Annotated in this window: 29 protein-coding genes; 12 read left to right on the forward strand and 17 right to left on the reverse strand. The window is 34.6% G+C overall.

The features are described from left to right. Position 1: 1 nt before the first annotated feature. The 5 genes from DR980_RS12810 to hpt form a co-directional block, all read right to left on the reverse strand. Complete coding sequence (locus DR980_RS12810) at positions 2–700, reverse strand: tetratricopeptide repeat protein (RefSeq protein WP_113636731.1); 699 nt, start codon at positions 698–700, stop codon at positions 2–4. 126 nt (positions 701–826) lie between these two features. Beyond that, complete coding sequence (gene obgE / locus DR980_RS12815; protein WP_091173634.1) at positions 827–1828, reverse strand: GTPase ObgE; 1002 nt, start codon at positions 1826–1828, stop codon at positions 827–829. A gap of 65 nt (positions 1829–1893) precedes the next feature. Further along, entirely contained in the window at positions 1894–3168 is a 1275-nt protein-coding gene (locus DR980_RS12820) for a hemolysin family protein (protein ID WP_113636733.1), read from the reverse strand. 218 nt (positions 3169–3386) lie between these two features. After that, a complete protein-coding gene (locus DR980_RS16525; RefSeq protein WP_244199304.1) occupies positions 3387–3959 on the reverse strand; it encodes an adenylate kinase in 573 nt (190 codons plus the stop codon). Positions 3960–3971: 12 nt separating this feature from the next. Beyond that, positions 3972–4502, reverse strand: a complete 531-nt coding sequence (gene hpt / locus DR980_RS16530; RefSeq protein WP_091173623.1) for a hypoxanthine phosphoribosyltransferase — start codon at positions 4500–4502, stop codon at positions 3972–3974. A gap of 216 nt (positions 4503–4718) precedes the next feature. Here hpt and DR980_RS12830 point away from each other — a divergent pair, with 216 nt between their 5' ends. Then, positions 4719–5870 carry a 5-(carboxyamino)imidazole ribonucleotide synthase gene (locus tag DR980_RS12830; RefSeq protein ID WP_113636735.1) on the forward strand — a complete coding sequence of 384 codons (1152 nt, stop codon included), beginning with the start codon at positions 4719–4721 and terminating at the stop codon, positions 5868–5870. 107 nt (positions 5871–5977) lie between these two features. Further along, a complete protein-coding gene (purE, locus tag DR980_RS12835) occupies positions 5978–6460 on the forward strand; it encodes a 5-(carboxyamino)imidazole ribonucleotide mutase (protein WP_113636738.1) in 483 nt (160 codons plus the stop codon). 50 nt (positions 6461–6510) lie between these two features. Here purE and DR980_RS12840 read toward each other — a convergent pair whose 3' ends face one another. After that, positions 6511–7182, reverse strand: coding sequence for a hypothetical protein (locus DR980_RS12840; protein WP_113636740.1), 672 nt, complete (start codon positions 7180–7182; stop codon positions 6511–6513). Positions 7183–7410: 228 nt separating this feature from the next. On the opposite strand from DR980_RS12840, the gene DR980_RS12845 reads away from it, so the two are divergent. The 3 genes from DR980_RS12845 (at position 7411) to DR980_RS12855 (ending at position 10693) form a co-directional block, all read left to right on the forward strand. Continuing rightward, complete coding sequence (locus DR980_RS12845; protein ID WP_113636742.1) at positions 7411–9438, forward strand: M3 family metallopeptidase; 2028 nt, start codon at positions 7411–7413, stop codon at positions 9436–9438. Between the two features lie 86 nt (positions 9439–9524). Next, positions 9525–10238 (forward strand): YqjF family protein, encoded by a 714-nt coding sequence (locus DR980_RS12850; RefSeq protein ID WP_113636745.1) that lies wholly within the window; start codon positions 9525–9527, stop codon positions 10236–10238. Further along, positions 10238–10693, forward strand: a complete 456-nt coding sequence (locus tag DR980_RS12855) for an SRPBCC family protein (RefSeq protein ID WP_113636748.1) — start codon at positions 10238–10240, stop codon at positions 10691–10693. Before DR980_RS12850 ends, DR980_RS12855 begins: the two co-directional genes overlap by 1 nt. Positions 10694–10825: 132 nt before the next feature. On the opposite strand, the gene DR980_RS12860 is transcribed toward DR980_RS12855, so the two are convergent. Further along, positions 10826–11638 (reverse strand): UbiA prenyltransferase family protein, encoded by an 813-nt coding sequence (locus DR980_RS12860; RefSeq protein ID WP_113636750.1) that lies wholly within the window; start codon positions 11636–11638, stop codon positions 10826–10828. Between the two features lie 147 nt (positions 11639–11785). Here DR980_RS12860 and gcvP point away from each other — a divergent pair, with 147 nt between their 5' ends. From gcvP to DR980_RS12890, 6 genes are all read left to right on the forward strand, one after another. Continuing rightward, entirely contained in the window at positions 11786–14635 is a 2850-nt protein-coding gene (gene gcvP, locus DR980_RS12865; RefSeq protein ID WP_113636753.1) for an aminomethyl-transferring glycine dehydrogenase, read from the forward strand. Positions 14636–14912: 277 nt separating this feature from the next. Continuing rightward, entirely contained in the window at positions 14913–15971 is a 1059-nt protein-coding gene (locus tag DR980_RS12870; protein WP_113636755.1) for a 3-oxoacyl-ACP synthase III family protein, read from the forward strand. A gap of 235 nt (positions 15972–16206) precedes the next feature. Further along, positions 16207–16731 carry a methyltransferase domain-containing protein gene (locus DR980_RS12875; protein WP_113636757.1) on the forward strand — a complete coding sequence of 175 codons (525 nt, stop codon included), beginning with the start codon at positions 16207–16209 and terminating at the stop codon, positions 16729–16731. Next, positions 16731–17579: a glycosyltransferase family 2 protein gene (locus tag DR980_RS12880; RefSeq protein ID WP_113636760.1), complete on the forward strand. Its 849-nt coding sequence runs from the start codon at positions 16731–16733 to the stop codon at positions 17577–17579. The genes DR980_RS12875 and DR980_RS12880 overlap by 1 nt, the downstream gene beginning before the upstream one ends. Before the next feature lie 80 nt (positions 17580–17659). Beyond that, positions 17660–18409 carry an MlaE family ABC transporter permease gene (locus tag DR980_RS12885; RefSeq protein WP_113636763.1) on the forward strand — a complete coding sequence of 250 codons (750 nt, stop codon included), beginning with the start codon at positions 17660–17662 and terminating at the stop codon, positions 18407–18409. Further along, positions 18406–19167, forward strand: a complete 762-nt coding sequence (locus DR980_RS12890) for an ABC transporter ATP-binding protein (RefSeq protein ID WP_113636765.1) — start codon at positions 18406–18408, stop codon at positions 19165–19167. The genes DR980_RS12885 and DR980_RS12890 overlap by 4 nt, the downstream gene beginning before the upstream one ends. Positions 19168–19170: 3 nt before the next feature. Here the strand turns inward: DR980_RS12890 and DR980_RS12895 are convergent, their stop codons facing one another. Both DR980_RS12895 and DR980_RS12900 read right to left on the reverse strand, forming a co-directional pair. After that, positions 19171–19773, reverse strand: coding sequence for a SprT-like domain-containing protein (locus tag DR980_RS12895; protein ID WP_113636767.1), 603 nt, complete (start codon positions 19771–19773; stop codon positions 19171–19173). A 19-nt stretch (positions 19774–19792) separates the two neighbouring features. After that, on the reverse strand, positions 19793–20470 hold the full coding sequence (locus DR980_RS12900; RefSeq protein ID WP_113636769.1) for an SDR family NAD(P)-dependent oxidoreductase: 678 nt from the start codon (positions 20468–20470) through the stop codon (positions 19793–19795). 131 nt (positions 20471–20601) lie between these two features. Here DR980_RS12900 and DR980_RS12905 point away from each other — a divergent pair, with 131 nt between their 5' ends. After that, on the forward strand, positions 20602–21180 hold the full coding sequence (locus DR980_RS12905; RefSeq protein WP_113636771.1) for a GNAT family N-acetyltransferase: 579 nt from the start codon (positions 20602–20604) through the stop codon (positions 21178–21180). Here the strand turns inward: DR980_RS12905 and DR980_RS12910 are convergent. Genes DR980_RS12910 through DR980_RS12945 form a run of 8 tightly spaced genes read right to left on the reverse strand, consistent with a single transcriptional unit; the run spans position 21173 to position 26528 of the window. After that, positions 21173–22153 carry a M28 family peptidase gene (locus DR980_RS12910; protein WP_113636774.1) on the reverse strand — a complete coding sequence of 327 codons (981 nt, stop codon included), beginning with the start codon at positions 22151–22153 and terminating at the stop codon, positions 21173–21175. The two genes, DR980_RS12905 and DR980_RS12910, sit on opposite strands and share 8 nt — an antisense overlap. Positions 22154–22173: 20 nt before the next feature. Continuing rightward, positions 22174–22827 (reverse strand): hypothetical protein, encoded by a 654-nt coding sequence (locus tag DR980_RS12915; RefSeq protein ID WP_113636776.1) that lies wholly within the window; start codon positions 22825–22827, stop codon positions 22174–22176. Positions 22828–22831: 4 nt separating this feature from the next. Next, positions 22832–23866 carry an ATP-grasp domain-containing protein gene (locus DR980_RS12920; protein ID WP_113636778.1) on the reverse strand — a complete coding sequence of 345 codons (1035 nt, stop codon included), beginning with the start codon at positions 23864–23866 and terminating at the stop codon, positions 22832–22834. A 10-nt stretch (positions 23867–23876) separates the two neighbouring features. Next, entirely contained in the window at positions 23877–24587 is a 711-nt protein-coding gene (locus DR980_RS12925; RefSeq protein ID WP_113636781.1) for an NRDE family protein, read from the reverse strand. Beyond that, complete coding sequence (locus DR980_RS12930; protein ID WP_113636783.1) at positions 24575–25063, reverse strand: DinB family protein; 489 nt, start codon at positions 25061–25063, stop codon at positions 24575–24577. Before DR980_RS12930 ends, DR980_RS12925 begins: the two co-directional genes overlap by 13 nt. Positions 25064–25072: 9 nt before the next feature. Then, positions 25073–25453 carry a DoxX family protein gene (locus DR980_RS12935; RefSeq protein WP_113636785.1) on the reverse strand — a complete coding sequence of 127 codons (381 nt, stop codon included), beginning with the start codon at positions 25451–25453 and terminating at the stop codon, positions 25073–25075. Between the two features lie 14 nt (positions 25454–25467). Continuing rightward, a complete protein-coding gene (locus tag DR980_RS12940; RefSeq protein ID WP_113636787.1) occupies positions 25468–25926 on the reverse strand; it encodes a YHS domain-containing (seleno)protein in 459 nt (152 codons plus the stop codon). 2 nt (positions 25927–25928) lie between these two features. After that, on the reverse strand, positions 25929–26528 hold the full coding sequence (locus tag DR980_RS12945; RefSeq protein ID WP_113636789.1) for a peroxiredoxin-like family protein: 600 nt from the start codon (positions 26526–26528) through the stop codon (positions 25929–25931). Between the last annotated feature and the right edge of the window lie 41 nt (positions 26529–26569).

Consider the following 26569-nt stretch of genomic DNA (forward strand, 5'->3'; position numbering starts at 1 on the left):
ATCAGTCCTGAATTTTTTTATTATAAGTTTCTAATATTGTTCTTGCCTTTTCAGGATCACGCATTTTAGTTTTATACAAGTTAGCTAATTTTTGATAACTTGTTTTGGAACCTCCTACAAGAATGGCTTTTTTATATTGTTGTTCTGCAGCTGCATATCTTTTAAAATATTCGTCAATATGTCCTCTTGACAAATAACCGTCAACGGGAGATAATCGCAATAACTCATTGGAGTATTTTATAGCTTTAGATTCGCTTCCACCAACAATTCCAGGTAACTGAATGTATATTTCAATCAATGCCCAACGCGACTCAATATGTTTGGGATTCAGACTGATTGCTTTTTCAAAGGAAGCCTTCACTTCATCAATCATTCCTAGGGCTTTAAACTTGTTTGAATCTTTGGCCTTCATGCCTAAAGCACCACCATATTTATAGTGATAATTAGCCACGGAAGGTTTTAGCTGTTTTAGTTTTTTATAATACCCGATCGCTTTGTCCCAAGATTTATCATGACCGGCAATATCTCCAAGATACTCAATCGTTTTTAAATCCGATGGATTGGACCTTAAAACAGATTCAAAGACCACTTCGGCTTGATCCATTTTATCCGCCTTATACAGCTTTTCTGCTTTTTCAAAATCAGACTGACCCCACATCATAATCGGTAGAAATACAAATAAATAAATAATATGTTTCATTCTTCAAAAATAGCGAAATTTATAATTGTAACTCTCCAAGTATGTGAAAGGTTTAACTATTTTTTACAAAAAAACCGTCTCGCATTGTATACGAGACGGTTTTTATAATGTATTTAAAATCAAGAATTAGTCATTCAACATTTTCCATAATTTATCTTTCAACTCTGTTAAACCTTGTTGAGCAACAGAAGAAATAAACATATAAGGAACATCCTTGAAAGCTACATCTAGCTCGGTTTTCAATTCTGCTTTTAACTCATCATCCAGCATATCGCATTTAGAAATCACCAACAAACGTTCTTTATCCAACATTTCAGGATTGTATTTTGTCAATTCGTTTACCAAAATATCGTATTCCGCTTTGATATCTGGAGTATCCACTGGAACTAAAAATAGCAAAGTCGAATTACGTTCAATGTGACGCAAGAAATAATGTCCAAGTCCTTTTCCTTCGGCAGCACCTTCAATAATTCCGGGAATATCTGCAATTACAAAAGATTGAAAATCTCTGTAGGCTACAATTCCAAGATTTGGTTTTAAAGTTGTAAACGGATAATCCGCAATTTTTGGTTTAGCAGACGTTAATACTGATAATAGTGTTGATTTTCCTGCATTAGGAAAACCTACCAAACCTACATCAGCCAAAACTTTTAGTTCTAAAATCACATCCATTTCTACTCCTGGTAAACCAGGTTGCGAGTATCTTGGTGTTTGATTCGTTGAGCTTCTAAAATGCCAGTTTCCTAAACCACCTTTTCCACCGCGAGAAAGAATTTGTTTTTCACCATCATCGGTAATTTCAAATAATATTTCTCCAGTTTCTTTGTCTTTTACAACGGTTCCTAATGGTACTTCGATAAATTTATCATCACCATCAGCACCAGTACTTCTGTCACCACTACCATCACCGCCATTTCCAGCTTTGATATGTCTGGCAAATTTCAAGTGAAACAATGTCCAAAGACCTTTATTCCCCACTAAATATACATGTCCTCCACGACCACCATCACCACCGTCAGGCCCACCTTTTTCAATAAATTTTTCTCTGTGTAAGTGCGTAGATCCTTTTCCACCTTTACCGGATGAAACATATATTTTAACATAATCTACAAAATTCCCTTCTGTCATTTTTTTTAATTTCAGATTTCAGATTTCAGATTGAATAGATTCAAACTTCCAACTTACATCTATTTTTATAATTTAATCGCCTTCACCATCACTTTATCAATCTTCACGCCATCCATATCGATAACTTCTAGCTCAAATTTTTGCCAAACTAATTTCTCCCCTTGTTTTGGAATATGAGAGAGTTCAGTCATTATTAGTCCGCTTACGGTAGTTACTTCATAATCATTGATTAATTCATCTAATTCAAAGTAGGTCAAGAAATCGTGTAATGAATAATGTCCGTCAACCAGCCATGTTCCATCTTCTCTTTCTATCAACTGGAAATCATCTTTATAAAAATCAGAAGCATCACCTACCAAAGCTTCCAGAATATCATTCAAGGTAATTACACCTTGAAAAACACCATATTCATCCGAGACGAATGCATAATGTATCCCTGACTTTTTAAAATTTTCTAAAGCAACATAAGCCGTAGTTTGCTCCATCATGAAAGGAGCTTCGGTCATAATAGCAGATAAATTGAAGTTTTCATTTTCAAAATGAGCAAAAATATTTTTCAGGTTTACAACCCCAACAATATCATCATAATTTTCACCGTAAACCGGATAAATAGAATGCAACTCTTTGAGCATAAATTCCCTAACCTGTTCTTTATCAGAATGCAAAGGTAAAAAAACCACTGACTTCCTGTGTGTCATCAATGAATTTATTTTTCTGTCTCCAATGTGAAAAACGCGCTCAACAATATCTTGTTCTATTTCCTGAACTTCACCACCCTCAGTTCCTTCTTTGATAATTGCCTTTATTTCCTCTTCGGTTACTTTTCCGTCAGCGGTTGGTTTTATCTGTAAAATATCCAATAAAAAATCAGTTGAATGAGTCAACAACCAAATAAATGGTGCAGTCACAATTGAAACGATTTTCATCGGAAGAGCCACTGCTTTTGCAATTGCTTCCGGATGGTTTAGTCCAATTCTTTTTGGTAATAATTCCCCTAAAACAAGAGAGAAAAAAGTCAAAGTAACAACAACAATACCTACCGCAACTGGATGCGCATAAGGCACCAAAGTTTCAAATCCTTTTATAAAAGTTTCAACATCTTTTGTTATTTTGTCTCCACTATAAATACCGGTAAGAATTCCTATCAAGGTGATTCCTATTTGTACAGTTGATAAAAACTTATTGGGCGAATTTGCCAAATCCAAAGCGATTTTGGCACTTTTATTTCCTTTTTTCGCTGCGGTTTCTAGTCTATTTTTTCGTGCTGAAATCAATGCGATTTCCGACATCGAGAAAACCCCATTTAGCAGTATCAGAAAAAATATTATTACTATTTCCAATTTCTTAATTGATTCGTTTATATCTTAAAATGTGATTTCTAATTTTTTGAAATCGGTTTTTTGTATGCGTAATAGTATAGCCCAGATAGAAGTGAAAAGCCCGGAGGTAAAAAAAACTATTTTTCTTGTTATAAAAGAGCGACCAAAGGAAGCTCCTTTTATGACTTAGAAAAATGTTTTTTTTATCGAGGACTTGTAACGTACAGCTGGAATAGCTCCTATAAATTATCTATAACGTTACTCACTCTTTCGGTAATTTCTGCAATGGAACCAATTCCATTTACGGCGAAAAATTTTCCTTGCTCCTCGTAATAATTCATCAAAGGCGCAGTTTTCTCATTGTATTCTTGGTAGCGATTTCTGATTTTTTCTTCATCTTGATCGTCAATTCTACCACTTGTTTTTCCTCTTTCTAACAATCGTTGCACTAAAATCTCATCATCAGCTTCGAGCGCAATTGTTGCAGCAACATTTGAACCAATTGAAGTAAGAAATGCATCTAAAGCTTCTGCTTGCGAAAGTGTTCTTGGATATCCGTCAAACAAAATCCCGTTTGTATCCGGATGTTTATTTACCTCATCAATCAGCATTTTTGTAGTCAATTCATCCGGTACTAAATCTCCGGCATCCATATATACTCTTGCTTGTTTGCCGAGTTCTGTATCGTTTTTTAAATTAAAACGAAATACATCACCGGTGGAAATATGCGTTAATTTGTATTTTTCTTTCAAAAACTCTGCTTGAGTTCCTTTACCAGCTCCTGGTTTTCCAAATAAAACAATGTTAGTCATGTTGTTGTGTAGTTATTCTTTTAGTTTATATACTTCGGGTAAATTTCTCCCTAATCCATTGTAGTCTAATCCATAACCAACGATAAATTTATTTGGAATTCTAATTCCAATATAATCTATTTTGATATCTTTTGTATACGCTTCCGGTTTGAAAAAAAGTGTTGCAATTTTAAAATGTTTTACATTTTGTTGCTTGAATAACTCTTTCAATTCCACCAAAGTATTCCCAGTATCAACAATATCTTCAATTATAACTACAGTGCGTCCCGTTAAATCTTGGTTCAATCCTATTAATTGTTTCACTTCGTTTGTTGAAGAAATCCCTTCGTAAGAAGCCATTTTGATGAAAGACACTTCGCACGGTTTTTTATAAAGCTTCATAAAATCAGAAACTACCATAAAAGCACCATTCAAAACACCAACAAATACTGGAGTTTCATCAGCAAAATCGTCTGCAATCTGGGCAACCATTTTTGTCAAGGCAAATTCTATTTCTTTGGCAGAAATAAACGGAACAAATTGTTTATCGTGAAGTTGTATCATTATTTTCGTATTTAAAATAATGCGCAAAGATACAGAATTCGGATTTGTGAATTGATAAATGGGCATTAATTTGTAATTTTAAGTAAATTTCATAAAAAACCAACTTAAAATGTATTAAAAACGATAAATGAGAGAGCAGAAATTCCGAAGAAACTAAAATTGAATTTTCGGATTCAATCATTATAAAGTATCTTTGCTTAAACATACAACTACACCATGAATTATTTTTCTTCTGATTTCAAATTAGGAATTCTCGGTGGCGGACAACTGGGCAAAATGCTATTGTTTGACACCCGAAAATTCGACATACAAACTTATGTTTTAGACCCAAGTGATGAAGCGCCTTGTAAAATTGCCTGTGATCAATTCTTCAAAGGGGATTTAATGGACTTTGAAACGGTTTACAATTTTGGTAAAAAAGTAGACGTTTTGACTTTCGAAATTGAGTTGGTTAATCTGGAAGCTTTGGTAAAACTCGAAGAAGAAGGATTAAAAGTATTTCCTTCGCCAAAAACATTGAAACTGATTCAAAACAAAGGAATTCAGAAAGATTTCTACACTCAGAATACAATTCCAACAGCAAATTATAAACGATTTCACAATTTAAAAAACCTAATTGTTGACATTCTGGATTCTAAAACGAAACTTCCGTTTGTATGGAAATGTACGGAATTTGGTTATGATGGAAATGGCGTAAAAGTGATTCGACACATTTCGGATTTGGATAATTTAGCTAATGTAGAGTGCATTGCCGAAGAAATGGTTCCGTTCAAAAATGAATTGGCCGTTATCGTTTGTCGCAATCCTTCCGGTGAAATAAAAACGTATCCTGTGGTGGAAATGGAATTTCATCCCGAGGCCAACCAAGTGGAATATGTGATTTGTCCTGCTCGAATTGATGATAAAGTTGCCGAAAAAGCAAGAGCAATTGCATTGAATGTTTCCGAAAAATTCAATCATGTGGGATTATTAGCCGTTGAAATGTTTCAAACCGAAGATGATGAAATCCTCGTAAATGAAGTCGCTCCACGCCCACACAATTCCGGTCATTATTCTATTGAAGCCAGCTATACGTCACAATTTGAAAACCATTTGCGTGCAATTCTTGATTTGCCTTTAGGAAATACAGATAGTAAAGTAGCTGGAATTATGGTAAACTTAGTTGGTTCCGAAGGTTTTTCAGGAAATGTAATCTATGAAAACATCGAAAAAATATTAGGTTGGAATGGTGTTACGCCACACATTTACGGAAAAAAACAAACACGTCCTTTTAGAAAAATGGGACATGTAACCATCGTTAATGAAGACATCGATGAAGCAAGAAGAATCGCTGAAGAGGTGAAGAATACGATTAGAGTAATAAGTTAATTGAAAGATTGAAAAATTTAAAGATTGAAAAATTTAGAACACCAACTAAATTGAATTTCTCAAAAATCTTAAAATACATAAATCTTAAAATCTATAAATAAGAAACAATGAAAGTAGCCGTAATAATGGGAAGCATATCCGATATGCCCATCATGCAAGAAGCCATCGATATCCTAAAAGCATTCGAAATTGAAATTGAAGTCGATATCGTTTCGGCACACAGAACACCGGAAAAATTATTTGATTTTAGTCAGAACGCACACACTCGTGGCATTTCAGTAGTAATTGCTGGTGCCGGCGGTGCTGCACATTTACCGGGAATGGTCGCTTCAATGTCGCCACTTCCAGTAATTGGAGTTCCTATAAAATCCAGTAATTCAATCGATGGTTGGGATAGCGTTTTATCCATTCTGCAAATGCCCGGTGGTGTTCCCGTAGCAACCGTTGCCTTAAACGGAGCAAAAAACGCAGGAATCCTTGCCGCTCAAATCATAGGAAGTCACAATAAAAGTATACTAGAGAAAGTAATTAAATACAAAACCGGATTGAAAGAAGCCGTTAACATCGCTTCCGAAAGTCTACAGAAATAGAAAAAGCTCCATAACGGAGCTTTTTTCATTTATTTAAATCTTGAAACAGCTTATTCAGCATCAACTACGATTTCAAGAACTTCTTCAAATTCTGATGCAATGATATCGTCCTTGCTCAACCAATATTCAGAAGTCATAATCGTATAATTTACATTATCCATAGTCTTAACATCCCATAGAATATCTTCCGCTTCTGGAAAAGGCGCGTTTTCAGTCATCTGACTGTCAAATAATCGTTTAATCAAATTACTGCCTGACAATCCGTTGTTTAATAATTTTAAAATACTTTCTTTAGTCAATTCATTTTCATTTTCTCCTTCTGCTGGCGTAAAACTACATTCAATAATCGTCGCTTTTGCATTAGGAAAAGTACCGTTATAGGCTTTAAAAAGCAATTGATTAATATGAAACAAAGTCGAATGCAATCCTATTTCCGGATATTCCTCACATACTTTGTCCAAAAACATATCATTTGAAATTTGCTGAATCTGACCTTCATTCAAAGCTTCTGATAATTTATATTCCAATACAATTACAGCAGCATCTTTCGGTTCAAAATCAGAAATTGCCATAAACAACAATTCTCTTAAACTAGCAGGATCTGCCTCCGCAGCATCCGGATAATCGAATTTTTCCAATAGCTTTATATAATCTTCATTTGTCCAATATTCTTCAACCTCATCAACAGTATTCGCTCTATTTATTGTAATTTGATAATTCATCTTTTCTTTTAATTTATTATATTTTTTCTGATTCGTCTTTTATAAAACCAATCATTTTTTTTACAATTTAAGGCTTTATTACTGCGTAACGAAATAAATAACATTTAAATAACACTTTAGAATCCACTATTTTGGTCCAAATCAATCCCCTCGACAACACCATTTTTTTTATTAAATCCGTACCTTTGATTTCTTTAAACATCGAATTATTTTTATTACAAAATACAAATGAGCATCCTAACACACCATTTCAATACAAAATATAACACTGCGCCTTTTTCGAAAATTAAAAACGAAGATTTTCTTCCTGCTTTTCAAAAAGGAATCGAATTGGCAAAAGCCGAAATCGATGCTATTGTTCGAAATCCGATAAAACCAACTTTCGAAAATACGATTGAAGCTTTAGCATTCAGTGGAGATGTTTTGGATAGAATTTCAAGCATTTTCTTCAATTTGAATTCAGCAGAAACCAATGACGAAATTCAGAAAATCGCTCAGGAAGTTTCGCCTTTATTGTCTGAATTCGGAAATGATGTTCGTCTAAACCCTGATTTATTCGCCCGAGTAAAAACGGTGTATGAGCAGCGGCAAAAACTGAATCTCAATCCGGAGCAAACCACGCTTTTGGATAAAAAATACAAAAGCTTTTCCAGAAACGGAGCGAATTTACCGGAAGACAAAAAGAATCAATTGCGAGAAATCGACAAAGAATTATCAAAATTGAGTTTGCAGTTTGGCGAAAATGTTTTGGCGGAAACCCAAGCGTATCAATTGCATATTACAAACGAATCCGATTTAGCCGGTTTACCCGAAGGAACAATTGAAGCCGCTCGCTCTTTGGCTAAAAGCCAAGAAAAAGAAGGTTGGATTTTCACGTTGGATTACCCAAGTTATGTTCCATTTGTGACCTATGCTGATAATCGTGATTTGCGCAAGAAAATCGCAATTGCTTTTGGTGCCAAAGGTTTTCAAAACAACGAATTTGACAACCAAGAAATCGTTCTAAAAATTGCAAAATTACGTTTTGACAGAGCACAGGTTTTAGGTTATGCCACTCATGCTCATTTTGTGCTTGAAGAACGCATGGCTGAAAGCCCGGAGAAAGTAAAAACATTTTCCAATGATTTATTGGAAAAAGCCAAACCGGCCGCTTTGAAAGAATTTGCACAACTTACTGCTTTCGCAAAAGAGCAACACGGAATTGACCAATTAGAGAAATGGGATGGCGCTTATTATTCGGAGAAATTGAAACAGCAATTGTTCAACTTGGATGATGAAATATTAAAACCGTATTTTCAATTAGAAAAAGTATTGGACGGTGCTTTTGCAGTAGCGCAAAAATTATTCGGAATCACTTTCGAAGAAATTTTTGAAGTGGATAAATACCATGAGGAAGTAAAAACGTACGCAGTTAAAGACGAAGAAGACCAATTAGTCGCTGTTTTCTATGCTGATTTCTTTCCAAGAAAAGGCAAACGTAACGGTGCATGGATGACTTCTTTTAAATCACAATACATCAAAAAGGGAATCAACGAAAGACCGCATATTTCTATTGTGTGCAATTTCACAAAACCTACTGAGACTAAACCATCATTATTAACTTTTAACGAAGTAACGACTTTGTTTCATGAATTTGGTCACGCCTTACATGGGATGTTAGCCAACACCACTTATCCAAGTTTATCCGGAACATCGGTATATTGGGATTTTGTGGAATTACCAAGTCAAATTTTAGAAAATTGGTGCTACGAACCGGAAGCATTGGCTTTATTTGCGTATCATTATGAAACCGGGGAAATGATTCCGATGGAATTAGTGCATAAAATCAAAGAAAGCGCGAGTTTCCAAGAAGGAATGGCAACGATGCGCCAATTGAGTTTTGGATTATTAGATATGGGTTGGCATGCGCAAGATCCTTCCAATATCAAAGACATCAAGGCTTTTGAAACTGAACAGTTCGCAGCCACACAATTGTATCCTGATGTAAAGGAGAATGCAATGAGTACTTCGTTTTCACACATATTTCAAGGAGGATATTCATCTGGGTATTACAGCTACAAATGGGCCGAAGTTTTGGATGCAGATGCTTTTGAATATTTTCAGGAATGCGGCATTTTCAATAAAGAAGTTGCAACCAAATTTAAGGAAAACGTACTTTCGAAAGGCGGAACAGAACATCCGATGATTTTGTACAAACGTTTTAGGGGACAAGAACCAAAACCGGAAGCTTTGTTACGAAGAGCAGGATTAGTTTAAAAACATAATTATTGAAAACCCGAAGTAACAGACTTCGGGTTTTTTAATAGCATTCCAACACACCCAAAAATTAAAACCAACAAAAGATGAGTTTTTTAAAAGCCGAATGGAATAATTTAGCCATGATTAATTATGAAGTCAATCCCGAAATTCTGCAAAAGTATGTTCCTGCAGGAACGGAAATAGATTTCTGGAACGGCAAATGTTATGTTAGTTTTATTGGATTCTTGTTTGAGAATGTTCGTGTTTTGGGAATGAAAATTCCGTTTCATTCTGATTTTGAAGAGGTAAATCTTCGGTTTTATGTGAGACGTTTTGAAAACGGAACTTGTAAAAGAGGTGCCGTTTTTATCAGTGAAATTGTTCCTAAATATGCGATTTCATTTGTTGCCAATACCTTTTACAATGAGCATTACCGAACTTTGCCCATGAAACATACGCTAAAAGTAAATGAAAACTCCAGAGAATTTATATACCAATGGAAAGTGAATAATAATTGGAATACCATCCAGGTAGCAACACAAAAAAATCCCATTGCAATTGAACCCGATTCTGAAGCTGAGTTTATCACGGAGCATTATTTTGGCTATACAAAAATCAATGAAAACGAAACTTTTGAATATCAAGTCACCCATCCCAGATGGCAACAATATGAAGTAACCAAAAACGAATCCGTTATTGATTTCGAAAGTGTTTATGGAAAAGAATTTGCTTTTATCAAGGATTTAAAACCCACTTCTGTATTTCTGGCCATAGGCTCGAAAATTACAATTGAAGACAAACGAAAAATAAAACTGTAATGACCAGAATAAAAATTCGGACTAAAATAAAGGCACCCATAGAAACTGTTTTTGACATTTCCAGAGATATTGACGTGCATCAAAAATCTGCCAGTCCAACAAAAGAAATTGCTATTGACGGCGTTACTTCGGGATTGATAAATTACAACGAAACGGTAACTTGGCGCGGGAAACATTTTGGGTTTTATCTGACACACAAGAGCCGAATAACTGCAATGAATCTCTACGATTATTTTGTGGATGAAATGGAGGAAGGAAAATTCAAATCCTTTCGTCATGAACATATTTTTTACGAAAAAAACGGATTAACCGTTATGAAAGACAAAATATATTACGAAGTACCGTACGGTTTCTTTGGAGAATTGTTTGATTTATTGTTTTTGAAAAATCATATGATTAATTTTATTCTCGAAAGAAACAAAGTATTGAAAACCCTATCTGAAAGTAAGCTTTAGAAATGGAAACACCTCACGAGTAAAATCCCAAATTATTTCAAAAATTCCCTGAAGTTTTCTTTACTTATTAAAACATCCTATTCACCAAATTTACACTATTATTGGTGAACGTATTCACCAATTAAGCACTTTTTAAAATAAAAACAATAACAACCACCAAACTATCGGAATGCTTTCTACCCAAAAAGAAGTGTAATATTTTGATTGTTTTTCATTAGCAAAAAGCAGAAATAACCCAATCATCAGCACTAAAATCAAGTTTATTATTAACTGATTTTTATCCAAACCACTTTTGAAAAATTCCAGAAAACAAAACGGAATCAATAATAACAATCCCAATATTTTGGCCTGCTTCACTCCTATTTGTTGGGGTATGGTTTTTAGATGCGGATCATCTTTAGCCAAATCAATAATTTCAAAAATGAGCACCAATACAAAAATCAATACAAAGCGTTGTATACATTTTAGATAGAAATTCATGGTTATTGATATGCCCGCATCTAAAATTGGTAATCCCAACGTCACTCCAACCCAACACAGCGCGACAATATAAATCTTTACACCTGCCCAATTCCTTGCATTTTTTTTATTTGGAAAAAAGGGAAGTGTATATAATAAGGTAATGCTCAAAAAAATCACTGCGATTATTTGTGTTATCAGTTCGAGTTTAAAAAAATAATAGCCTACTAAAATAACAGAACACAAACTAAATAAAACAATCGCTTTTAGCTCGTTGCGCATTTGTATTTTTTTGGCTCTGGCCAAAGCATCATATTTCACAAAATTATAGCCTACAATAGTTCCGAAAAAAGCAAAGTTAGCAACTGAGTCATCATCAGGAATGTGGAACATGTAGTGCGTCATTCTAACAAGCGCATAACACGATAAAGCCACGTGAATACTACTGTTTATATAGAAATCAAAAATTAGTTTAAAAAACCTCATTAGACAAAATTAATCAAAGTGTTAATAAGAACGGCTTTTAGTTGAAAAATTCACAGAAAATCAAGTTAAAAAAGACAATTAATAGCATATTAATATTTAATTTTACAGCCTTTTAAAACAAGAAACACACAACCCATTTTATATACAATGAAAACAGACGCTTTTGCATTAAGACACATTGGCCCAAGAGAAAATGATCTAGAACACATGTTGAAAACAATTGGAGCAGCAACGCTGGAACAATTGATTCAAGAAACCATTCCAAGTGACATTCGTTTAAAATCTGATTTAGATTTAGATCCTGCAATGACCGAATATGAGTTTGCAAATCACATTCAGAAATTAGGGAATAAAAATAAAGTTTTTCAATCCTACATTGGTTTAGGATACAACGCAGCAATTATCCCTGCGGTGATTCAAAGAAATGTTTTTGAAAACCCGGGATGGTACACTGCTTACACACCGTATCAAGCTGAAATTGCACAAGGCCGTTTAGAAGCGATTTTGAATTTCCAAACGATGGTTATCGAATTAACCGGGATGGAAATTGCTAATGCGTCTTTATTAGACGAGGGAACTGCTGCTGCAGAAGCAATGGCATTACTTTTTGATGTTCGTTCACGCGATCAAAAGAAATCTAACGTTTGTAAATTTTTTGTTTCTGAAGAAATATTACCACAAACATTATCCGTTTTACAAACACGTTCGACGCCAATTGGTGTTGAATTAGTAATAGGAAACCATGAAGAATTTGATTTTTCATCAGAATATTTTGGAGCAATCCTTCAATATCCGGGAAAATTTGGACAAGTGCATGATTATACCGCTTTTATCGCAAAAGCAGCTGAAAATGAAATAAAAGTTGCTGTTGCAGCTGATATTTTGAGTTTAGCAAAATTAACTCCTCCAGGAGAAATGGGCGCTGCCGTAGTTTTAGGAACTACACAACGTTTCGGAATTCCGTTAGGGTACGGTGGACCTCACGCTGCATATTTTGCAACAAAAGACGAATACAAAAGAAGCATGCCGGGAAGAATCATCGGGGTAACCATTGATACTGACGGAAATCGTGCTTTGCGCATGGCTTTGCAAACACGTGAGCAACACATTAAACGAGATAAAGCGACTTCAAATATTTGTACAGCGCAAGTTTTACTTTCGGTTATGGCAGGAATGTATGCCGTTTATCATGGACCAAAAGGATTGCAATACATTGCTGATAAAGTACATGCTTCCGCAGCGACATTGGCAAATGCATTAGAAAAATCAGGTTATCAACAAACCAATACAGCTTTCTTTGACACAATTGTCATTACCGCTGATGCCAAAAAAGTTCGCGCGATTGCAGAAGAAAACGAAATTAACTTCTATTACGTTGACGAAAATACGATTTCAATTTCCTTGAACGAGACCACTAGCATTGCTGATTTAAATAAAATCATTGCTGTTTTTGCTTCTGCAAATGGGACTCCGCTCTCACTGATTGAGACACTATCAGAAACCAATCATTTTCCTGAAAATATAAATAGAACATCGACTTTCTTACAACATGATGTTTTCAATAAATACCATTCAGAAACAGCTTTGATGCGCTACATCAAAATGCTGGAACGAAAAGATTTAGCTTTGAATCACTCGATGATTTCCCTAGGTTCATGTACGATGAAACTGAATGCAGCTTCAGAAATGTTACCTTTAAGCATGCCGCAGTGGAACAATATTCACCCGTTTGCACCATTGGATCAAGCACAAGGATACCAAGAAATGTTGACTAAGTTAGAACAACAATTAAATGTAATCACTGGTTTTGCAGGAACAACTTTACAACCTAATTCAGGTGCTCAAGGTGAATATGCAGGATTAATGGTGATTCGTGCATACCACCAATCAAGAGGAGATCATCACAGAAATATTGCTTTAATTCCATCATCAGCACACGGAACAAATCCGGCTTCGGCAGCGATGGCAGGAATGAAAGTTGTAGTTACTAAAACATTGGAAAACGGAAATATCGACGTAGAAGATTTGCGTGAAAAAGCGCTTTTGCACGCAGACAATCTTTCTTGTTTAATGGTTACCTATCCATCAACTCACGGTGTTTTTGAAAGCGCCATTAAAGAAATCACACAACTAATCCACGATAACGGCGGACAAGTATATATGGATGGTGCGAATATGAATGCACAAGTTGGATTAACAAATCCTGCAACTATTGGTGCTGACGTATGTCACTTAAACTTACACAAAACATTCGCAATTCCTCATGGAGGCGGTGGACCTGGCGTAGGACCAATATGTGTTGCTCCACAACTAGTACCATTTTTACCAACCAACCCTGTAATTCCAACTGGTGGAGAAAACGCGATAACTGCAATTTCAGCTGCTCCTTGGGGTTCTGCATTAGTTTGCTTAATCTCTTACGGATACATTTGTATGCTTGGTGCTGAAGGATTGAAACAGTCTACCGAATATGCTATTTTAAACGCGAACTATATTAAGGAGAAACTAAACGGTCATTATGATACGTTATATTCTGGAGAAATGGGTCGTGCAGCACACGAAATGATTTTAGAATGTCGCCCTTTCAAACAAAAAGGAATCGAAGTGACGGATATTGCTAAACGTTTGATGGATTATGGATTTCATGCTCCAACCGTTTCGTTCCCTGTTGCCGGAACTTTAATGATCGAGCCTACTGAAAGTGAAAACTTAGAGGAATTAGATCGTTTTTGCGATGCTATGATTGCTATCAGAAAAGAAATTGAAACTGCCACATTAGACAATCCTAATAATGTTTTGAAAAATGCGCCACATACTTTGATGATGGTTACTACTGATAATTGGGTTTTCCCATACACTCGTGAAGCAGCAGCATTTCCATTGGAATATATTGCCGAAAATAAATTCTGGCCAACCGTTCGCAGAGTTGATGAAGCGTATGGTGACAGAAACTTAAATTGTTCCTGTGCTCCAATTGAAGCGTACATGGAAAGCTAAAATACAACTTAAAATGTCTCGAGAAATCGGGACATTTTTTTTACATTAAAAAATCACTCAAAGCAAATTATCATTAAATAGCATTAAAAACTACCGTATTTTCACTTACGAGATTAAAGAAATAAAAATCACATCAAAACTTACAATTCGTAATGAAATAATCAATATTTTTGCCAATAAATTATTATTTCACAATTATATGCACGCATAGTAAATTTTGTGAGTGTAGTAATTTTTTAATGATTAAATTAGCATCAAATTTTGGAAAATTAACGCAATGAAAATAAAAATAGCTGGAATAGGAAGCTGTATTCCTGAGAAAAAAGTAAGTAATACTGACTTTGGCGAACATGTTTTTTTGAATGAAGATGGAACCGCCTTTGGTTATCCTAATGAAGTAGTAATCAAAAAATTTAAGGGCATCACCGGAATCGAACACAGGCGATATGCTGAAGACCATTTAACCTCCTCTGATTTAGCTTTTTTCGCCTCACAAAAAGCAATAGAAAATGCTGGAATTGATCCGGAAACAATTGATTATATCATCTTTGCACACAATTTTGGAGATGTAAAGTACGGCACAAGCCAATCGGATATGATTCCAAGTTTGGCCACTCGCGTCAAACATAAATTACAAATAAAAAATCCAAAATGCGTCGCTTACGATATTCTTTTTGGATGTCCAGGCTGGATTGAAGGCGTACTTCAAGCGAATGCATTTATAAAATCAGGAATGGCAAAACGCTGTTTGGTTATAGGTTCTGAGACTTTATCTAGAGTGGTAGATGCGCATGACAGAGATTCCATGATTTATTCTGATGGCGCAGGTGCTTCTATAATTGAAGCTTCAGATGATGAAAGCGGTATGCTGTCTTATGAAAGTGCAACGTATGCTAATGATGAAGCGAATTATTTATTCTTCGGTAAATCATACAATCCTGATTTAGACCCAGACACCCGTTACATCAAAATGTACGGACGCAAAATATATGAATTTGCATTAAACAATGTTCCTGCAGCAATGAAAAGTTGTTTAGACAAAAGCGGACTTGGTATTGACGATGTAAAAAAGATTCTTATCCATCAGGCCAACGAGAAAATGGACGAAGCAATAATTCAACGTTTTTACAAATTATACGACAGACCTGTTCCTAAAGACATCATGCCTATGAGCATCCATGAACTGGGAAACAGCAGTGTGGCTACAGTTCCAACCCTTTTTGACTTGCTAATTCGAGGTGAAATCGAAAACCAAGAAATCCATAAAGGCGATGTTATGATTTTTGCTTCCGTTGGAGCCGGAATGAACATCAATGCCTTTGTTTACCGATATTAAAGACTTGTAGAACATCTTAAGCAGGAGCTATTCCGGCTGTACACTACAATTCCTCACTACAAAACTTGTTTTTCTAAGGTGCAAGAAAGCTTCTTTCAGTCGCTTTTTGCACCTTGAAAAACTACATTTTGAAGCTCCGGGATTTTCATTTCCATCCGGGCTAAAAAACAATGCCCAAAAACACATTTATTACTATATTTGTGCCTTCGTGCCCTAGCGGCAAAATCAAAAAAACATGTACGAAAAAACGTTTCCCAATAAAAGATTCAAACATACTTTAGAATTTCTAAAAAAACACGTCTCGACTTCAGAAACCATATTAGATTTAGGTGTTGAAAACCCTTTTTCAAAAATCATGAAATCCGAAGGATTTTCAGTTAAAAACACTAGCGGAGAAGATTTAGACTTGGATCAATCCGTGTTTTCAAAGGAGAAACAAGATGTAGTAACCGCTTTCGAAATCTTTGAACATTTACTCAATCCATTCACCATATTAAGCGAGATAAAATCTGACAAACTTTTTATTTCCATTCCGTTGCGTTTGTGGTTTTCACCAGCTTATCGCAGTAAAACGGATATGTGGGACAGACATTACCATGAATTTGAAGATTGGCAACTGGACTGGCTTTTAGAAAAAACAGGTTGGAAAATAATAGACAGAGAAAAATGGACCAATCCCGTTAAGAAATTTGGAATTCGACCATTACTTCGCAAATTTACGCCAAGATATTATATCGTTTACGCCGAAAAAATAAAATAATGAATTACTACATTGTCATTCCGGCGCATAACGAAGAAGCTTTTATAGCTTTAACATTAGATTCGTTGATTTCACAAACCGTTTTGCCAAAAAAAGTTGTCGTTGTCAATGATAATTCTACGGATAAAACTGCCGAAATCGTTACGGCTTACGCCAACGAAAATCCATTCATCACTTTAGTAAATAAAACGTCTGAAGCGATACATTTGCCGGGAAGCAAAGTTATTCAGGCTTTTCACAAAGGTTTTGAAACACTAGACGAGAATTATGATGTGATTGTAAAACTGGATGCAGACTTAATTTTGCCTAACAATTATTTTGAAACCATTTTAAACATTTTCAAAAACGATGCAACGATAGGAATGGCTGGCGGATTCGCTTATATCGAAAAAAATGGCGAATGGATTCTCGAAAATCTTACCGATAAAGACCATATTCGTGGCGCTTTTAAAGCCTATAGGAAAGCATGTTTCCAACAAATCGGAAATTTAAAACCTGCTATGGGTTGGGATACGGTTGATGAATTATTATCTAAATTCTATGGTTGGAAAGTGGTTACTGATGCTTCATTAATTGTAAAACATTTGAAACCAACCGGCGCAAACTACAACAAAACAGCCCGATACAAACAAGGCGAAGCATTTTACACTTTAGGCTACGGATTCCTTATCACTTCAATCGCTTCCGCAAAACTGGCGATGATGAAAAAGAAACCACTATTATTTATAGATTACATTAAAGGTTTCTGGAAAGCTAAAGCAGACAAAACTCCTTTGTTAGTAACAACAGAACAAGCAAAATTCATTCGGAAATATCGTTTGAAAAAAATGAAAGAAAAGCTTTTTTAGCCAACAAAATCAAAAAACTGCTGAAGCAAAAGGGATAACTCCTAACATTTTTTGTAATTTAGCCCATATTCGCAAAACTTATGATGCTCATTCGCTATATAACGCAAATAGGAAGATACTTCTTAATGCTGAAAGAAATTTTCAATAAACAGACAAAATGGTCTGTGATGAAAAATCTAATTTTTAAAGAAATTGATGATTTAGTTATCGGTTCACTAGGTATTGTTGCCTTCATTTCCTTCTTCGTTGGAGGAGTAGTTGCTATTCAAACAGCCTTAAATCTTACTAATCCTTTAATTCCAAAATACCTTATCGGTTTCGCAACACGACAATCCGTAATATTAGAATTTGCACCTACTTTTATTTCAGTGATTATGGCTGGAAAAATGGGTTCATTTATTACGTCAAGCATCGGAACAATGCGCGTTACAGAACAAATTGACGCACTGGAAGTGATGGGAGTAAACTCATTGAATTACCTTGTTTTCCCTAAAATAATTGCTTTGCTATTGTATCCTTTTCTAATAGGAATTGCCATGTTTCTGGGCGTTCTCGGTGGATGGATGGCTGGTGTTTATGGTGGATTTATCTCTAGCGCTGAGTTTATAAATGGAACTCAAATGGATTTTATCCCGTTTCATATTGCTTACGCTTTTATCAAAACATTAATTTTCGCGATGTTATTAGCAACTATTCCTTCTTTTCACGGGTATTATATGAAAGGCGGCGCTCTAGAAGTTGGTAAGGCAAGTACCGTTTCCTTTGTTTGGACATCGGTTTCCATAATACTTTTCAATTATATATTAACGCAGTTGTTACTAGGATCATGATAGAAGTAAAAAACATAGAAAAATCATTTAACGGAAATAAAATTCTTAAAGGTATTTCGACGGTTTTTGAAACCGGAAAGACAAATTTAATTATTGGACAAAGTGGATCTGGAAAAACGGTTTTACTTAAAAGTCTTTTGGGCATTCATACTCCAGAATCCGGGACTATTTCATTTGATGGCCGAATTTACTCCGAATTAAATCCGGATGAAAAACGAGAATTACGAACTGAAATTGGAATGGTTTTTCAAGGAAGTGCTTTGTTTGACTCGATGACTGTTGCTGAAAATGTTGGTTTTCCGTTGCGAATGTTCACCAAAGACAATAATAAAAAAATTCAGGAGCGTGTAGACTTTGTATTAAAAAGAGTCGCTCTAACGGATGCGCACAAAAAATTACCCTCTGAAATTTCAGGAGGAATGCAAAAACGCGTAGCGATTGCTCGCGCAATTGTAAACAATCCAAAATACCTGTTTTGCGATGAACCAAACTCTGGTTTAGATCCAAATACAGCTATTTTGATTGATAATCTTATCAAAGAAATTACCGAAGAATACAATATTACAACGGTTATAAATACCCATGATATGAACTCGGTAATGGAAATTGGAGAGAAAATTCTATTCCTAAAAGATGGTTTGAAAGCCTGGGAAGGAAACAAAGATGAGATTTTCAGAACCGATAATGAGGCTGTTGTCGCCTTTGTTTATTCTTCGAATTTATTCAAAAAAGTACGGGAAGCATATTTGAAAGAGTAAAAACTAACTTGATTTCAACAACTCTACCTCAGCATTTGGATTAAAAAGATAAGTCTTTCCAGAACTCATTTCGAGACATTCAAAACGCTTGGTTCTGATGGCTATTTTCTTAAAAATCTTTCCGTTTTGGATTCGGAAAACACTGCCGTACGGAATTTCGAATACATAATTCTTATCGTTTTGCTGGTCAAATTGTTTCAATGCCAAAGCCAAAGTAGCATCTGTATCGCTGCTCGCTGTGGGATTTTTGAAATGCCGCGCCAACAAAGGCAACAAGTGATTCGGGAAAATTTCCGGTCGAATATAAGGAATCATCAAGCGTTGAAAAGAATATTTCCACTCGTTACCATGTGGTTTAATGTTTCTACCAAATTTTTCAAATGCGACTAGATGAGAAATTTCATGAATCAACGTAATCAAAAACTTATATTTATTTAGATTTGAATTCACCGTGATTTCATGCTTACCGTTCAGCCCTTTTCGATAATCGCCATGACGCGTCTGACGCTCGTTTACAATCTTAAGGTGCACTTGATTGGCAACAATAAGTTCGAAAACGGGTTTTACCGCATGCTCTGGAATGTATCTGGCTAAGGTTTCGCTCAAAATAGAGGTGAGTTATAAATTAAGGATTCGTGGAAGAAACTTGCAACACTTTCCCGTTGAAATATTTGTTTCCGGTCAAAGTGAAATCATAAATATAATTTGCCATTTCGCCCGCTGATATTGGCGCTTGATAGCCTGGAAAAGCTTCAGACAACATTTCAGTTTGAACAGAACCCAAAGCCAAAACATTGAACGAAATTCCACGCTCTTTGTATTCTTCTGCTAATAATTCTGATAGTGTAATAACAGCTCCTTTACTCGAACTATACGCTGCTAGTCCAGCAAACTTTAAACTGCCCTGAATTCCACCCATAGAACTAATCGTTACAACATGGCTTCCTTTTTGTAAATACGGCAGGCAAATTCGAGTCAAATTAGCAACTCCAAAAACATTGACTTTATAGATGTTTTCAAAATCTTCCTGAGTCGTTTCTGAAAAAGGTTTTAGCAATAAACTTCCTGCGTTATGAATGACTGCATCTATTTGTTTCCATGACTTAGAAAGGAAATCGCTTACTTTCACTAATTCAGATTCTGTGGATAAATCAACTGAAAGACAGGTAATATTTTCATTACCCAATAAAGCTTGAGGAATTTTTCTGGAAATGGCTAACACTTGGTGTCCCGCATTGGCAAATTGCAATGCCAACTCAAATCCTATACCTCTACTCGTTCCTGTGATGATGATATTTTTCATGTAGCAAAAATAAACAAAAACGATAAAAAACTAATGCTTTATGCAAAGGATTGTCGTTGTAATAAAAATTAAAGTTTCCTATAATTTTACTTATTTTTGGTAAACCAAATTAATATCAGATTTTAAAAAAAATGACAGATAGCATACAATTCGAAACTGCAAAAATAATTGATATTAATGGCGTATTGGCATTACAGGAATTGAATCTTGTAGCTAATCTATCCGAAGAAGAAAAAGCTTCCGGGTTTGTTACCACGCCATTTACTACTCAACAACTAACCGAAGTAATTCAGAAAGAAGAACTATTTATTGCCAAAGACAATAACAAAATCATTGCTTATATTTTTGCGGGAAGTTGGGATTTTTTCAAACAATGGCCTATTTTCAATTACATGAGTTCATTGTTTCCGGAACTGACCTTTTTAGATTTTGAAATTACCACCACCAATAGTTTTCAATATGGTCCCATTTGCATTCACAAAGAATATCGTGGAAAAGGATTAATAACCCCACTGTTTGAATTCATGAGAAAACACATGCTCCAAAAATACCCACTGAGTTTGACTTTCATCAATAAAATCAATATTCCATCCACTAAAGCGCATACCGAAAAACTAAAATGGACTATTATTGGAGATTTTAAATTCAACAATAATGAATACTTCATTTTGGCGTATGACATGAATCAGTCTGTTTCTAAAACTATTTAAGCATAATTATTTCTCGTGTTGGCGAGTTTGCCACTTGCGTTACAGCAGGTAATAATTCATAAATGAAAGAAGTCATATGCGGAATATCCATCGCTTTGAAATCATCAGAAACATGATGGTAGAATTCAAAGTTTTCAAAATCAAATGTACTCACTGACTGACAAGGCACTTTGAAAACATCATAAAAAGAGTAATTATCTGATCTATAAAACAATTGAAATTCGGCTTCTTTTGGAAGAAAACCAATGGTATTTTTCCCTGTATATTCATTGATTTTACCTGCCATGTTCGACTTATCAAAACCAGTAATATAAGCTAGATAATCTCTTTTCATTGGCACACCAATCATTTCAATGTTGAACTGAGTGTATAATTTAAAATCTTGTGCTTTCAGCTTTTTAGCTAAGTGTTGAGAACCTAACAAACCTTTTTCTTCTCCAGCAAAAAATACAAAAAGAATGCTTCGTTTATTATTTTTGGCAATGCTAAAATATTTAGCCATTTCAGCAACTGCAGTTGTTCCTGAAGCATCATCATTGGCTCCATTGTTTATAAAATCACCGTTTACCCCTTTTTTCTCCAAGCCAATATGATCGTAATGCGCGCTCAGTATTATATATTCATTTTTAAGAATTGGGTCATTTCCTTCAATTAAACCGACGATATTAAAGGCTGTTCCCTTAAATGTGGATAACGTATCACGATACGATTTGAAATACGGTTTCACATTATTATTTTTGAAGAACTGCTCCAAATAATCAGCGGCTTTTACAATTCCCGGTTTTCCCGTTTCACGTCCTTCCAATTCATCCGAAGCTAAATATTTCAATATTTCGGCAACATTATTTTCTTCCACTTTATATTCGAAATCAACTGTTTTTAATGAAGCTACACTCGCCGTTTGGGCAATTACAACTGAATTTGACAAGAAAACGAAGAAAACGAAAGAAAGAGATAGATATGCTTTTTTCATAATATTGAAGTTTATATTTTTTACAATATGGTTTTACTGCGATAATATTTTTTGTACACTTTAACTATTTGAAAAAAAGCTAAAACCACAAAAAATGATGGAATTACAATTGGAATTATATATTTAGAAAAACTAGTTGTGTTTTGAGATAAGGTATTCAAAATCAAAACCAGAGTCAGCATTCCAAAAAATGTGCCTATCAAAGTCCCTGAAACATAATATAATTTTAGCTTATTTACAATGGAAATATAATTTCCATTCATCAAATAAAGATTCCACCCGGTCCAAAATGGCAATTGAAGAAAATTGATACAATTCAAAAACACACCGATAAGAAACGGAGAATACATTGCATATTTCTCTAAAATTCCTTGTTCTTCCATTGGTTGATTGGAATTCGCATAAAAAGTATACCCTAAAATCAATAGAAAGAAAATGGCAAAAAAATCAATAATCTTCATTAATCTTTTATTATTAACTAATTGCTTTGCGAAAATTAAAGTGAAATAAATCACAAACATCTCCACAAAAATCACTCCTAATAAAAAGAAAACCAAGCTACTCATTCCTAACTTTGAATAGATTTCAAAACCTATAACATTCAAATATCCTAATGGTATTGAACCGATAAAGCTCACTAAAAAACCAACAAAAATGTTCTTTAATGCCTTCATAATTTTAGAAATTTACAATTCTATTGCTTTGTTCCAAATGCATTCTGTATTCCTTCATACCCTCTTTATGCAGTAAATATGGAGCCCCATTTTTATGGTTTGCCACACTTATTTCATACATATAAGTAATGTGACGCGCAAGTTCTTTCCATGCAAAAAACAAAGAATGTTTTGGGTCATAAATGTGTGTCGGTTCGCTTGCAGCGCCATTCAGTTCAACGACTGAAAAATTTAAACCTTGTTCTAATTCTTCAATTGTATTATACATCACATCCAATCTGCCAAAGTAGAAACCCGGAATTTGCAAACACATTTCGTTTATTGTTTCCGTCAATTTTGGTGTTATCCAATGACTTCCATCAATGAATTTTGCTCCTCGTGCATGATTCCCATAAGGCACCAAATTCAGTTTTTCTCCTTTTGGAAGAATATCGAGTAGTTTTTTTCCGTATTCCTGTTTTAAAACCTTTAATTGCAGTTCGTATCGCGGATTTTCTTTAATTAATTCTTCTACGGTAGAGAATCCGTTTCCGGCAATAATCAGAAATTCTTTAGAAACTATTCCTGTAATTCTACCTGCTTTTTCATGAGGATAACGCACATAAAATATCCCAACTTCGTTATCGAACGGAATTAAATCCTGCACTACATACTCGAAATTTGCTTTTTGAGCATATTCTTTTAAATCCTGAACGGTGTTAATTTTTTTGACCCCAGATCCTCGTAGTCCAATATCTGGTTTTGCAATCAGAGGATATTTTATTTTTGATAGTTGAATAGTATTCAAAATTTCTTCAAGAGCAGTACCTTCTTTTATTAATTCCGTTTTTGGGTAATACTGTTGTGGAATCAAATCGTAGATTTCTTTTTTGGACTCCATCATAAAACCGCCATTTTTTATGGTTGGATTAGAAGCATTAAAGAAAAAAATAGATTTTGCCTTGATAGAATAATAGGACCAAAGAAAATAAATTGGAATGTAAACAATCTGGAAAGGCCAGTATTCCCAATGCGTAATTTTATGAAAAAATAGTTTCAAATTAAGTTCTTTAAACGGTGATAAATGAGGTCGAAAAATCCTCCTTCGCGATCAAATCGTAATGCAATATAGCTACTTTATTTTTTTCAATAACCGCTTGTGTGATACTTAAGGTTTTCATTTCGTCATTTCTATTGATTACCAATCCATTTTCATCATTTTCTTCCTCGGTGTAGCGATGAAAATCGTGCATTTTTGATTCGGAAATTTCAGGATTTTGATTCATAAAATCATGAAACCAGTTGGCTCGTTTTTCACGAATCGCTGATGGATACAAAGTAGATGAAGACCAAATATGATTTTGATGAATGTCCAAAGATGTCGTTTCTTTCTCTTTTCCGTTCCAGCGCAATTGAAAAAGAGCATTATTTTGAAATAAAACTAATGTAAAAGGCTCTATGTTTTCCAAATCAATTTCTGTCCAGAAATCCTTTGGAGAAATACTGCTGATTATCTCTAAAACAATCAAACCACGGCTTTTTCGATATGGAAGTTGTACTTCATGTTTTTCGTCGGCGCCATTTAACAGCACTAAAATTGTTCCGTCTGCATTAGCGACAAACCAAGTTCCTCCTGCTTTTGGATCTTTTGGGAAAATAAGATTTTTCCCGTTTACGGTATAACTTCTTGGAGGTATTGCACTCGGTCTTACTGTTTTTTCATCCCGATTTGAAGTAATGATAATTTTATCATTCGTTGCTACAAAACTTACTGTGCACATTGATTTCTATATTCTATTGTAGAACGGGCAACTCCAAAATTAGCGTCAATTATAACTGTTTCACATTGTAAAATAGCTACTTTAATAAGCGCCTGATGATGAATGCAATGTTCTAAATTATACAGTAATTCTCTGAAATAGTTGCTTTCTATTCTGATTTCCTCTCCATCAATGATTTGCAGCAACTCGATGTTTTTATTTTTTTTATCTAAATTTTGTTGAATCAACACAATATTTTCAATAGCAAAAGCAGTATCCGTTTGAATACGGGTATTTCGTTCTCTTTTATCATAATTCACAATGCCTAAATCATATTGATTTTCTAAGCACTGAAACATTTCAATAATATGCCTTGTATGCTCCCCAATAGTTGCATTACTTAATTCCGTACAAGAATTTGAATATTCTTTTTGAGACAATTGATTTAGCAAATCAATTAGTTCGTTTAAACTATTATTAATAGAAGGTATTAGCATATTTAAGTTTTAATTCAACAAATTCATCACTTTAGTCCTATCCTTAAAAACTAAAGTAATACAACAAAGAAAGGTAATTAGTGCCAAAATAAAAAGTGTACCACCATCATTTTTCACTTCAATCCCAAGCACAAACAGATGTGCAAAAATCGCACCAACCATGATGCCGCAACCCATTATAGCTCCAAACAATGAAGTTCTAGGAATTAAAATTAAGACTGCCGTAATCAACTCGGCAATTCCAGTGCCAATTCTTCCATACGGCTCTATTCCCAAAGCAGAAAAAATATAAACTGATTCTTCACTCGCTGTAAATTTAAAGTACAAAGTTTGCACTAAAATCACCGCCACGGCGAGTCGCATTATCCAGAAAAATATACCTGATTTCATAATTCCTGTTTTTTTTATTTAATCCTTTTACTCCAATTCGTATCCGCTTTCATCATCAATCCGGTTTCCTCTTTATTCCAGCTTTTCAATGTATTATTAAAGAAAGCATTGTAAAACAAATACAACTTTCCATTATTAATCTTGAAAGTCTCTGGATTTATAGACACTTTTTCATTAGAGTCGCCCATTGCAAAAGCACACCAACCTCCATACTGCGGTTCAAATTTTGAAGGATTCTTCAAGAAATATTCTTTATTAACTGGCATCGAAAAATAATAAACCACGCCTTCATGCGATGCTGTTATTTCTTTTTTCCCTTTCACTGCTTTCCCTTGTTTGAAATAAGCGACAGGATCATATCCTTGAATAGCCACATTTTTTTCAAGATTAAAATGAGTCATTCGTTTGCTTTCCCTTTGCGAAAAAACAGAAAGAGTACATAAAATCGTTATAATAAACAGTAGCTTTTTCATGATTATTTATTTAAAGATTTCGCAACAGTAATCAACAAATCATTTGAAATTCTATTTTTGAAATTTGGGGAGATGTGTTCAAATTCAATTTCAGCATTTACATTTAAAATAAACACGGCCGGAACAGGCAAAAAAGAATTATTCATACCATCAGAACCTTTAGCTATTGTAGCCTTATAATTTTCTGGAGCTTTAAAAGCAATACCAACAGCTTTCGACAATTCGCCTGTACTGTCAGATAATAATAAATAATTTAATTTTTCTTTATCATCTGTAACCTTCAAGTTTGCTGGAGCATCAGGACTTATAGCAATGATTTGATATCCCAAATCCAATAATTCTTTTTCGGCTTCAGCCAAGGCTGCTAAATGAGCGTTACAATACGGGCACCAACCACCACGGTAAAAAACTAAAACTGTTCTTTTTTTACTGAATAATTCTGTTAAATTAACATTCGTATTTTCTACTGATTTTAAATTGAAATTAGGAATTTTTTCTCCAATAAGTAGTGGAGTAATTTCCGTAGCCAATTTTGGCAAATCATTTTGAGCGTGAACGGATAATCCAATTGCCAATAAAGCTAAATAAATTATTTTTTTCATAGTGTTACATTTTGAAGTTGTAAAACTACTATGCTATTTCG

This window comes from Flavobacterium psychrolimnae (assembly GCF_003312425.1).
In the GTDB taxonomy this organism is placed as follows: Bacteria; Bacteroidota; Bacteroidia; order Flavobacteriales; family Flavobacteriaceae; genus Flavobacterium; species Flavobacterium psychrolimnae.